7 protein-coding genes and 1 pseudogene are annotated in these 12,657 nt (G+C 40.5%); 5 read left to right on the top strand and 3 right to left on the bottom strand.

Annotated elements, in window-relative coordinates; all coding sequences use genetic code 11:
* Window positions 1-168: 168 nt before the first annotated feature.
* Window positions 169-1,758, bottom strand: a complete 1,590-nt coding sequence (locus OCU78_RS16910) for an alpha/beta hydrolase (RefSeq protein WP_137375232.1) — start codon at window positions 1,756-1,758, stop codon at window positions 169-171.
* A 206-nt stretch (window positions 1,759-1,964) separates the two neighbouring features.
* Between OCU78_RS16910 and OCU78_RS16915 the strand changes: the two genes are divergently transcribed.
* From OCU78_RS16915 to OCU78_RS16935, 5 genes are all read left to right on the top strand, one after another.
* Complete coding sequence (locus OCU78_RS16915; RefSeq protein WP_137375231.1) at window positions 1,965-4,019, top strand: caspase family protein; 2,055 nt, start codon at window positions 1,965-1,967, stop codon at window positions 4,017-4,019.
* A gap of 100 nt (window positions 4,020-4,119) precedes the next feature.
* Window positions 4,120-5,475, top strand: a complete 1,356-nt coding sequence (locus OCU78_RS16920; protein ID WP_137375230.1) for a CHASE2 domain-containing protein — start codon at window positions 4,120-4,122, stop codon at window positions 5,473-5,475.
* The gene (locus tag OCU78_RS16925; RefSeq protein ID WP_137375229.1) at window positions 5,475-5,867 is read left to right on the top strand and encodes a hypothetical protein; all 393 of its coding nucleotides are present in this window, start codon (window positions 5,475-5,477) and stop codon (window positions 5,865-5,867) included. Before OCU78_RS16920 ends, OCU78_RS16925 begins: the two co-directional genes overlap by 1 nt.
* 291 nt (window positions 5,868-6,158) lie before the next feature.
* On the top strand, window positions 6,159-10,175 hold the full coding sequence (locus OCU78_RS16930; protein WP_167494073.1) for a caspase family protein: 4,017 nt from the start codon (window positions 6,159-6,161) through the stop codon (window positions 10,173-10,175).
* A 229-nt stretch (window positions 10,176-10,404) separates the two neighbouring features.
* Window positions 10,405-11,100: a VC0807 family protein gene (locus tag OCU78_RS16935; RefSeq protein ID WP_137375227.1), complete on the top strand. Its 696-nt coding sequence runs from the start codon at window positions 10,405-10,407 to the stop codon at window positions 11,098-11,100.
* Between the two features lie 121 nt (window positions 11,101-11,221).
* Here OCU78_RS16935 and OCU78_RS16940 read toward each other — a convergent pair whose 3' ends face one another.
* Complete coding sequence (locus OCU78_RS16940; RefSeq protein ID WP_137375226.1) at window positions 11,222-11,461, bottom strand: PAS factor family protein; 240 nt, start codon at window positions 11,459-11,461, stop codon at window positions 11,222-11,224.
* 186 nt (window positions 11,462-11,647) lie between these two features.
* Window positions 11,648-12,567: pseudogene (locus tag OCU78_RS16945) on the bottom strand (IS5-like element ISVba2 family transposase).
* Window positions 12,568-12,657 lie beyond the last annotated feature (90 nt).

The following is a 12,657-nucleotide window of genomic DNA, read 5'->3' on the forward strand; positions in this document are numbered from 1 at the left end:
CCCACCAATTCTGATTATGTTGGTGGGGATCCCCTAATTTTACGGGTATCTTGGTTCATTTAATGGTTGAATATTATAGTATCCACATACTGTTTCGACTCAGTATGCCTGTCTTTCGGTTTTCCAATCTACCTTTCTGCTTATTGCTTATTGCTTATTGCTTATTGCTTATTGTGCTTCGCTATCAAGGAGCATCCAAAAGTGACCCGTTTGATTTTCTATAAGTTGCAGATCTCTTTCTTCTGGAGAAATGCCGCGTAAATGAGAAACAAGATCTTCTATGACCGGTAGCTTATTTGCATAGTAAGAGTGTGATTCAGGTATGCTCCAAGGAGCAGCATTTAATTCACTCGTGTCAATGATATCAAAACCATCCACTAGGCTAACGGGCATTCCAAGTCTTTGAACTTGATTGACTTTTTCTGAAGCAAGTAAGGCTCCATCATTTTCAGAAGTGTAAATCGCCCAGTTATCAGCCAATGACATAATTCTTGGGGCTATCTGGTGCGTGAACCACTCGCTATCGACATCAGGCGCTGCAAGAATGACACTCTTAAAAATCGACGGTTTCATTGTTGAGTCATTTACAGATTGCAAAGCCAGTTCATTCAAACCATTTAGAAGCACTTGATTACCCATACTGTGAGCAACAATGTGAATGTTTGCATCACCGTGTTTAGACTTTAGCTCTGTCATAAATTGAGCAAAGTGGGTGGCACTCCACATTGCATCTTCTCTGTCTGAGGCGTAGTCGAGAAGCGATGCATTCGACGGCCATGAAAATAATATAGGGACTCCAGAAAACTTGAAATCATAAGCCATTTGAGCCGTTCGCTTTATTGCAGACTGAAAGGCAACGTTATAGCCATGTATGTAGACAATAATACTCTTCTCCCACTCACCAGTTGCAAGTTCGACAGGGAGTTCAGACCAAAATTGGTCTGGGCTATATTCTGTAATGTCTTGAATAAGAATATGAGAGTCAGCTTGCTTAAGCCATTTTAGTGTGAGGAATGGCTGTTCAATTTCACCTTTCTTGTGGTCTCGAGGAATGGACACATCTGCTTTACCGACATGTAACGGCTTTTCTAGGTCACGCTTGCCATTGTAATACACGCTCTCATCTGTGAGTTCTGGCTGGCGAGTAGTCGCGTAGTAAACGGTTTGAATGTGAAATTGATTGTCATTAATACTACGAGATGTAAATTTTGGTGATGACTCTAAATGATGGGCTAGCTCACCTATCGTTTCATACAGCTCTTCTGGTTGAGCCTTTTGAGCCGATTCAAAGGCCGTATGGTGTATTTGAGCAATTTGGTCAAATGATAGCCCAAGATCATTTACATAATGCGTTCTGGGGGAAAGATATATTGAAGAACCAACAAGGTCTCGGCTTGATTTTAGAGCAACCAACAGCGACTCAGTTAATTGCCTGCACTTTATAGCTATGACTGTGAATGGCAGACCTCCCTGCTCATCTATCTTGAAATTACCTTCAGTATGCTCTGTTATCCATAAGACTGGATGATTACGACTATTTTGATTGTTTGCTGTGAAGGGGCTTGCGGAGCTTGCAATGGTAATTGGCTTTAACTGAGTGACGCCGAACATAGGTTGCAAGAAATCATGGCTTTGTGGACAAGTTTCATAAGCCGCTGCTAACACCAAGCTTGGTAACAAAAGAAGAGGAATAACGATAACTCTTAGGCTTAACCTTAGCGCATTAAAACTTAAACTTTTCTCTCTCGTGATAAGCATAATAAGTCATTCCTTTGATTAGATAGCACAACTGTCGTGATGAATGATGTGTTTTCATAATTATAATAAGTGACGATCTACACTATGACTATACTGGTATTGAGTTATAAGAACCTAATTCGATGATTCAAAAATGGAAGTCATTGGAAATGAATATAGTTGGCATGGAGTCGAGCTAACTTTAAAGGCTTAAAAAGGAAGTGTTTATGCGTCAGTTGTTCATTATATTTATCTCGTTGTTTTCACAAACAATAGCGGCGGCAACGAATCATGCTTTGATTGTTGGGGTGTCTGAATACCCTAATTTAGAACCTAGTTTATCTTTGAATGGACCTAAGTATGATGCGCTGAGAGTGCAAAGTATGCTCCTGCAGCAAGGAGTGGCAGAGAATAATATTGAACTGTTAGCCGATGGTGTTGAAGGTTCAATACTACCAACTAAGCAGAATATCATTGATGCGATTTTTGCCATTGAGAAAGACCTATCAGAAGGGGACTTTGTCTACTTACACTTTTCTGGGCACGGTAGCCAGCAACCGGTAAAAGATTTGCAAGATAGTAATGATGCAATAGACGGTCTTGACGAGATTTTTCTACCTAGGGATGTGGCGAGTTGGTCGAAGGAAAGAGGAGAAGTGCCTAACAGTATCACTGATGATGAAATAAATATCTTAACGACTCGGCTTCGTAACAAAGGGGCGAATGTTTGGGTTGTCTTTGACTCGTGTCACTCTGGTACTATGACTAGAAGTATTACTGGTCAGAATGTTAGGTCGAGAAATGTGAGCCTCGATCAGTTAAAAGGCAGTGGATCAACTGAAAAACAAAGTATTACAAAAGTCGGCAATGATTTTAATCTTTCTCCAGTGACTCTTACGACTAATGCGGGGGCATTGATAAGCTTTGGAGCCGCACAAAGTAATGAAGAAGCGCCAGAAATGGACTTGTCATTTGGCGAGTCTAAATCACCACAAGGTCTGTTCACTTACACCTTAACCTCTCTAATCAGCCAAAACCCCAATTTGAGCTACAGGCAGCTTGCCCAAAGTGTTTTATCTGCTTACAACGGTTTCCCTTGGTACCGCACTACACCATTGTTCGAAGGGAAAGAGCTAGATACCCCAATCTTTCATCGATCTGGTGAAGTTCATGTTCGTTACCCCATGAAAAAAGCGAAAGGACAGTATTTTATTCAAGCTGGTCAAATTAATGGTTTCGAAAAAGGCGCGGTTGTCGAAGTGTTTGCAGATGTATCTGCCCGGGAACCATTAGCTGTGATGGAAATAACAAAGAGTGAATTAGCAACCAGTGAAGCGGTTTTACGCACTGGAGATGTCAATAAAAAGCGCGTCTTTGCACAGTTACAAAGTCCTGCCTATCCACCTGCAATAACGTTTAAATGGCAAGAAAACCCGAATGAAGCATGGCAGAGTGCTTTGTCGAATCACCTGAAGAAAAATGACTTCCTAAATAGAACCATCGAATGGGTTGAGGAAGATAAAAGCGCAGATGTTTCAATCTATGTGGCTGATGATAGAGTTTACTTCTTTACCCTTGCGAATATTGAGCTTCCTTGTGAGCTAGAGAGTACTAAAGAAAAAGCGTGTCAGGCTTCTAATCCAGAGTCACAAGAAAGCTACCTTTCATTACCAATAGCAGAAAGTACCCCCTCAGATATATTGAATAATGGGTTAATTCGATTGGTTCGTGCGCATAATTTGAAACGTTTATCGGCACAGTTGACTGGGAAGTCCAGTATTTTATCTGAAGTGTATCTTAATGAGGAGCCTGTCGAACTTGATAACGTGGTGGTTGCTGGTGATGGGGATGAGCTACAAATGAGCTTTGTTAATCAAACTCGCAAACCCGTTGATCTAACCGTTATGTTTATCGACAGTGGTTTAGGCATAACACAGGTTTTTCCTGAACCTGGTTACAGTGGTCGACTGTTTGCCGGTGAATTTGCAGAATTCGAAGGTGTAGTAAGTAGTGAAGAGACAACAGGAGAGGAGCAATTCATAGTCATTGCCGTTCCAGCAAGTAGAGAAGCGCCGACAGTCTCATTAGCACATTTACAGCAAGATCCTTTAGATAGCAGTACATTTGAGAAACGAGTAGAGACAAAAACACGTGCTATAGGCAGTCCTGAAGATTTATTTGCTCAAGCTTTGGGCGATCTTCCCCAGCAAAGGGCATTCAAGAAACGAGAAAAATCATCAGATAAAGCAGCTATCAGTGTTATTCGCTTGCAGACTCGTTAAGAAGTAAGAAGTAAGAAGTAAGAAGTAAGAAGTAAGAAGTAAGAAGTAAGAAGTAAGAAGTAGAACAAGAGATGAAAAGTAGAAATAGGAAGGTTCAAACGTGAATAAGTGGCGTCACCAGCTTAAGATTTTAATTAGTAAGCTTTATAGTCGATTTGCTTTTTCTATGCAGTGGCTGTTTTTGGCTCTGATGGGGGCATGGCTTATCTATGGAGACCCATATGGTTTGGGTAGTGCGAGTGAACGTGCTGCAGAAAAAGCAATTTATCGTGTTGTGTCAGGTCATTACGATGCTTCTGAAAGCGAGCCTAGAATATTAGTTGTCCTTTTTAACGATCGAGCAATTAACAATCTTTACCCTTACTTATGGGAGTCGAATGATTGGCCGTTATCATACAGCGATCAAGTTAACTTACTTTCTACAATAATGGTTAATCAACCACTTGCCGTATTTTATGACGTGATGTGGATGAAAAAACGATCGTTAGATACCAGTTATGACCGAGCTTTAAAAAAAATACAAGCGATCCAAACTGAAACCAGTGTCCCTCTGTATTTTGCAAAAGGAACAGCTAACTCTAATATGGACGACAATATTAAGACAGACATTTCTTCGTTTGCACAGTTGGCCGTGAACGGTTGGGAAGGGGAAGGAGAGTTATATCCTCTTTATGTAGGTGATGGGACACCAACAACCGCTACTGCCCTTTATGATGAATATTGCCGAGATAAAAAATGCCTACCTATTTCAGATAAAGAGGCTTCTGCGATGAGTGTACGTTGGAACTCGAATGCAGCTCAGGTTCTTTTGCCACACAGAAATACTCAGTGCCGTGAGCGTGGCACATTAATGGATGTGTCGACTCGTGTGGTGTCTTCTGTTGTACATAATATTGTGCCTTGGTTAACAAAAGAAGTTTACTTACAACTCTGCCCTCCACAAAGGGTGCTCTATGCTGATGAGTTAATGGCAATGGTCCGCTCATCAAATTCTCAAGAACGAGAGCAAGCTAGGAGAATAGTACAAGATTCAATTGTATTAGTTGGAGGTCAAATAGAAGGGATACATGACTATGTAGTTTCTCCTGTCCATGGTGCATTACCTGGCGTTTTTTTCCACGCAATGGCGCTTGATAACCTGATTACCTTTGGTCATTCGTATACAAAAGAAGATGACAATGTTGATCACGTTAACTTTATGATTTGGCTTGTGTATATCACCTTATTGGTTGCTATTAAAACATTCGCCGAAACATCAACAGTATTACAGTGGTTACATACAAGATTATGGTTAATGAGTAGTGTCTTTGTCATTCTTGTTTTAACCGTCGTTTTCGGTTGGTTTAATTATGCGCCTTCTAGCTGGTTGGCTATTTTGGCTCTAGGTTGGGTAGGTAATGAATTACTTGATCGGTTAGACAGCCGTTATGGAGAAAATATTGAGGGAGGTAACTGATGAAGATATTACTTCAGAAACCCCTGTTTTTTTGTTGGTTGGTATTGCTCACTATTACGTCGTTTTTTGCAAGTTCGTCGGTAATGATTGAAGAGTGGTTAGAGCCTGTTATTGAGTATAAGAATTTGGAAGGTGAATGGTCGCTGAAGTCAGCTAAGAAGCTGCCAAAACCGCCATTGATAGTAAAAGACGAAAAAGGGAATATGGTCTTAGTTAATATAAGGAGAGTCGGCATGGTGTGGGTTCCTCGCACGTCTGTCCGATTGAATGAGGAAGCTTTGCATTTAGCTTGTCAGGAAACCAGCACAGTAAAAGCCAAGGATTATCAAAATTTTGGTATGCGTGGCGAAGAAGATAATCAGTTTACTTGTCTAGCAATAACGACAGAGTAATCATTAGTGTAAGGATACGTGATAAAGATGAATCGATACGGAATGTTGAAGCATAGACTTACTATTCACTATAAAGCTCTAATGCATGAACAGTTGTCGAGTAAGATTCAGATGTGTAAAGATTTTACATCTAAGGGACTTGTATATAAGGGGCTTGTATGTAAGGAGTTTCTATATAAGGAGATTACGTATAAATCATTAATGTGCAGCCTGTTATTCCTTTCATCCTTTCCTGCATTTTCTGAACAAGGCGTTACCATTCCAAAGTTCCAACTAGAGGTTGGAGATTCCATGCTTACCATGCACAGTCGAAAGACGACATTAAGAGAACGCGATGGCAGTCATAAGCGATATCATGATGTCCGAGAGGAAGGATTCGTTCGTTTTGTGCTACGTCAAAAACCACAAGCAAATGAGCAGCAACGTTGGAAGATTAACTATTTAGAGAACTTCAAAGGTAGTGGTCAATACCTTAATATGAGTTATGAAAACCGTCGTTTGATGGGCTCTTCAGCAGTAGCATTACTGCAAGATGACCATTGGCAGCTTATTGAAGAAGATCCTGGTGGTGAAATCTATGATGGCTACACAGGTGATGATAGGCAACACTTCATTAAAGCGGTAAATGCTGGTAATTTTTATGACGTAATGTCGACAATTATATCTAGTCACAGTTACACACTGGATAAAACTTACCCTGTAAATGAAAAATATACTGGAGGTCTAGGAGGGAAATCCACGATTAGGTTAGCCGATGTGACTGAAAAGTGGGGCAAGCCAGTTGCAGAATTTGTCATCGATATTGAAACCTTTAAAGGTAAAGAAACATTAACGCCATGCCGCTATCAACTTACTGTTTTGAAAGATGATGGAAGAATTACGGACATTACCTTTTCCTGCGACCTTACGCTTGTTCAAGAACCAAACTGGGTAAGCGGGTTTATTGTTGAAAGGTTAAGTTACTCTTATGGGAATCGCTCTATCAGTGAGTTTTCACCTGAACCTGTGCTTAATGTTCACCCTCAGGGCGAAGTCACCGCCATTCAATTTATTCCAGAGACCAACTTACTCGCATATTTAAGTAAAGGGAGAGACAGCAATAGCTCAAACTGGCTCACTTTTTGGGATTTAACTCAACGCAAGACGCTCTATTCAAGCCCTGCCAGTGGTGATCAGCTTAAGTTCGACGCTGAAGGCAGTACGCTTTCCGTGGTTAGCGATGACCGGTTTATTGAAAACTATGTATCCATTGCCGATAAGTTTAGACCATTTGGGCAGGTTGTTGATTTCGATCTTGAAAGGGGAATTAAATCTGCAGCTTCATTTGGTCATTACACATTAACCCTTAATGAAAAAGACGAAATTGAACTCTTTAACCCAGGTTATAACTCTAAACTGACGCTGCTAGAACTTAAAAAAAACGCGAGTCAATTAACGGCGAGAAATGATGGTCGAGTTCTTGTGGTCTCAGATGATGGGAGCACCAGTTTATACAAATTGAACGTTAGTCACGAAAGCTGTAAAGGGGATTTGGATTTTACTCAATCATGGTGCTCCAAACCTGATGTAACGTTTGAGCTAGTGCAAGAAGCAATAGCATTAGGGCAGCTGTTCGCTGGCGACTCACAATCAAACCCTAGATTAGACTATCTGGAACTTCATCCGAATTTACCTAAAGCAATTTATTGTTCTTCAGAATCTGAAAGGTGCGGATTACTGGACTATGAGCAAAAGTCGATAGTTGAAATCAACACAGAACGCCTCAGTTTTAGTCGTGATCATGATTTGCTAATCAGCCGGAATGGTCAATATAACTATCAAGGTGAGTGGGTGTTTGGTTACGAATCGCCATGGTCTTTGGTAGAAAGGAAAGCTCAAGCACTCGATGATGTTAAAAAAATACTTTTTGCTGGTGGTGAAAAAGTCATAGGTAATAATTTTGAACCAGTGATTGAACTGATCGATAAAGATGAGGGGATAGTGCTTGACCAAATTCACTCTCAAGTCGATCCCATCGCCGATATTTTTCATTATGGTTCATCGCTTTACTTAGTCAGTCATGATTACCTTGCCGGTAAAACTGAAATAAAAGAGGTCAACTTAGACACTCTGGAAGTGATCAGCGAAAAATTGCCATTTATTGCAAACGAGATTTCAATAGACAATAACGTCATGCTGATTCGATCACAGGCAGTGAACCTACTCATTAGTATGGAAGGTAACTTTTCACCAGTCCATTTGCCCAGAAAAATAGTCGATTCGCATTGGATTGAAAATGGTCTCCTGTATTTAAGTGATGATAATGCATTATATAACTACTCTTTACTGGATGGTATTGAGCACTTAGTGTATCAGTTTAGTGAAGCCGCGTATGAGGTTATATCCCTGAATAAAAATGGGACGGATTACGTTGTACGAGCCGCTGGAGGGCGGTTACTTTTGCCTAATCACGAAAAAGAGTTGAAGGCTGGTTATGTAAATGCGCCATATTCAGCATTAATCAGTAACGGAATTGAAGACGGCTTTATCGCGACAGGTTTGATTGAAATGGATGACTTCTATAATGCCTCAATCCCGCTGATTAGCCGATTTACTGCAAAAGGTGAGAGAGTCGATACCTTTGAAGCCAATTGGGGAACGACTACCGCTCAACTCGCCACTGGCAACAAGCAGCTTTGGTTAGGGGACGAAAAAGGATCGATTACAATAAGAAATATGGCGTCTGGGACCATTACAGAAAGCTTTAGCGCCCACAACGGACAAGTGACCGCGATACTTGAACTTGATAATAACTTGATAGTATCTGCATCGGCGATGGGAGAAATTAAGTTCTGGCGATCCGATAGAGTTGGGTTATTACCAATTCATCAGAAGATGTCTACATCCTTCCCTTTACTTGAACATGATATTGCAAATAGGCAGGGTAAACTTGCGCTGACAATGGTCGTTGATAGTTCCGGCGAGATCGTACTGAGTACACCAGAAGGTTATTATTGGGGAACTCCCAAAGGAATTCACAGAGCCAGTTTTGTTAATAAAAAACAGCTATTTGATTACCGTCGCTATGATCTTTGGCTAAATCGACCTGATATTATTTTAGAACGATTGGGCTATTCAGATAAAAGCCAAATCAAAATGTGGCGGAGTATAGTGGAAGCTCGTCAAAACAGAAGCCCCAGTTTTAAACCTGAATTGAATTTTAAAGACACCAAAGATTTTCAATTTACAGTTACAGGTGAAGCGAGTTTTAAACAACAAGATGATGTGACATTAGATTGGACGATGTTAGAAGACTTTACTGGGCAATTACACGTTCTAGTCAATGAAACGCCTGTCTTTGGCACAAAAGGGCAACCCATTTCAGGAGAGCTAGGAAGTCTACAGATTGAACTCTCTTCAGGATTGAATACGATACGACTTTTTGCCGAGGATGAAGCGGGCAATAAAACAAGAAGCCAAACAGTAAGCTATTTCCGGCCTCAAATAAAACGTAAGCCTGACCTTTATATAGTAAGCGTTGGTGTTTCTAAATATCAATACCCTGAACTGAATTTAAGTTATGCTCGCAAAGACGCAGAAGACATGCTGTCACTATTCCAAAACAGCGAAGCTTTCAACAAAGTGATTAATTTGTCACTTCATGATGAAAACGTAACTCGTGAATCAATGGAACAAGTTAAACAATTTGTTAGTCAGGCGAAAGCAGATGACCGCTTAGTGGTTTTCTTCGCAGGTCATGGGTTTCTCGATAAGCAGGAAAAGTACTATTTTGCAGCACATGATATTACCCCAGATAATCCAGAGATTAGGGGGATAAGTTATCAGACTATTAGTGATGTTATTGATGCCTCTCCATCTCGTTATAAGTTATTGATGCTGGATACTTGCCATTCAGGTGAGGTGAATGAATTTGCTTCTAACAACAATTCAAAACTTGCAGAGGGAGTTGTAAGTCGAGGTTTTAAAGTTAAATCAAGAAAGCCTACCGAACAGGATGGATTGAATAAATCATACCAAAAACTTCAAACGGCATTTGTGGATTTACGAGCCTCAACGGGAGCGGTAGTCATTAGTGCTTCTGGCGGTTACGAATTTGCCCTTGAAAAAAGCAATATTGGCAATGGAGTGTTTACTTCTGCAGTTATTAAAGGGTTATCTGAACAAGCTGCAGATTTAAATCAAGATGGAATCGTTCAGATATCTGAACTTCGTGAGTATACTTATGCAGAAGTAAAAAGGTTAACTGATGGGCAGCAGCAACCCACGACAAGAAGCTATAATTTGGATACAGACTTTGTACTTTATTAGCGTCAAACTGTGTAACTAGAACTAGAACTAGAAACGAAAGACCTCATCACAATAAGTCTCTAGGTATCGCAATTATTTGAGTTCACTTTATACTAAGCGACTTAATGGCATATTCTGTCATTTGTATGTCACATACTGTTACATTGCTTGAAGCCTTAGGGCTTTACATCTTGGACTGGGCAAAGAACAATCCCAGAGAATTACCTCTACAACAAATGTACTTGGAACTATGACTAATACTGGTAACAAAAAATCGAACCCATTGTTCGAGATTCTTTTTAACGTATTTCTGCCTTCATTTATTCTAATGAAGTTCAGCGGTGATGAGCACCTAGGAACGGGCTTAGCACTAATTGTCGCGTTAGCATTTCCAATCGCTTATGGTGGTATGGAATTAATTAAAAATAAGAAGTTTAATTTTATTGCTGCTCTTGGCTTTGTTAGCGTGTTATTGACGGGAGGTATTGGTTTATTTGAGCTAGACACTCGTTGGTTAGCGTTAAAAGAAGCATTAATTCCTGGTTTGATAGGTTTAGCGGTTCTTGGATCTACCTTCACTCGTTACCCATTTATCCAGAAAGTTATCTTTACACCTGCTTTGCTAAACATTTCTCTTATCCAAGAAAAATTGAAGCAGTCAGGCTCAACAGAACGCTTCGAACGTTGTTTAATGACATCAAACTATCTATTCGCAAGTACTTTTGCATTTTCCTCAGCAATGAACTATTTCCTTGCGACTTGGATTGTAACCAGCCCATCAGGTACGGCTGCTTTTAATGAAGAGTTAGGTAAGTTAACCCTTTACAGTTACCCTGCGATCGCTATTCCAAGCATGTTGATGATGTTGGGAATTTTCTACTATATTTGGCGCCAAGTACGTGCCATGACATCGCTAGAAACAGAACAAATATTTATTACAAAGTAATATTTATATTATTCATAAAAAAGCCCAGCAGAAATGCTGGGCTTTTTTGTTTTGTCAGAATAGGCAATAAATTGTTTTTAAAAATACCTTAGGGGGAGGTGAAGGTATTTTCGTATACAAATTACTTGTTTGGCTCTTGTAAAACTTCAAGTGCCAAGCTTACTGCTTTATCGATATTTTCACCGCCAGATAGTTTCCCTGAACTAAATGGACCTAATACGCTGGCGTACAAGGTTAGCTGCTTATCGAATGGTAAGCTTAATTGTTCATACAAAGCTTGGCGAATTTGGGCATGCTGTTCAGGAGCGTGAAGAGATAGCCCTTTTAAAGTGTCATGAATCAAAGTACTGGTTGCGTTCATGTTACCGTAATCGTTTGCTTGGAGATGGGTGATTTTATAATTACTTTTGATCATTTTTCTGAGACTGAGGTCATACAATGTGATTAATAAGAATTATTTACAAATTTTATTCTAAATACAGCACTGCTAACAGGCTTTGTTGCGTAATTCAGTTTAGAGACAGAGCAGCCCCATTTCGTGCATTTCTTAGTCAATACGGCAAGTTTCAGGCATACCTAACCCAGTGAGCTTGTTCAACGCTTTTATCATCGCGTAAGTTTCTCCACTTGTGCATTGTAATGTCTTAAACTTAAACGACCACCAAGTAACTGTTTAACTCGATACATCGCTGTTTCTGAGAGGGAGCGTTTGTGGTAACCATACCGCTCTTTCCAATACTTATTTGAGCCATATAACTTCTGGCAACCTACTGCGAGATTTCGGGGATGACCCCGCTCCCAGAAGGCAGCCCCTTCTCTTGGAGGAATAAGCGCAACGGCTCGCTTAATCTTAATTGCATCGTGACATGCTCTCGTATCATAAGCGCCATCACCAGACACCTCGTGGATACTTCGGCGAGTTTGTTTCAGTAAATTCGGGAGTACTTCTCCATCTGTAACTGTCGATAGACTTAGCTCGGCTGCAATAATTTCATGAGTGTTTGTATCCACGGCAATATGAAGTTTTCGCCAGACTCTACGTTTGCCATCTGTCCCGTGTTTTTTGACTTTCCATTCACCTTCGCCATAAACCTTAAGGCCAGTCGCATCAATAGCTAGATGTTGTATCGTACCTCTCGTTTTTGTCTTAAGTGAGACCTCAACTTGCTTGGCTCTACGACTGATGCAGGTGTAATGCGGACAACTTAACGGTACATGGGCTAACCTAAATATCGAGTTGATAAAACCTTGCAGCGCTCTTAATGGCATAGAAAAAACTCGTTTCACCATGAGGGCTGTCGTGATAGCTAAATCACTGAACCGACGAGGCCTCCCGCGCTTATTCTGTTTGCTTTGCGTCCAGCCACTTATCGCTTCTTCATCAATCCAAAAGGTCAAAGAACTGCGGTTAATGAGTGATTGGTTGTATTGCTTCCAGTTGGTTGTTTTGTAACGAGGTTTAGGCATAGGGCTACGAGAGGGAGTGAATGTAGCTGATCAGATCGTAGGTTTTAGGTTTAGTTCCAATGAATTACGCAACAAAGCCGTTTTACTAGG

Origin of the sequence: Vibrio gallaecicus, from assembly GCF_024347495.1 — a bacterium.
GTDB lineage: Bacteria > Pseudomonadota > Gammaproteobacteria > Enterobacterales > Vibrionaceae > Vibrio > Vibrio gallaecicus.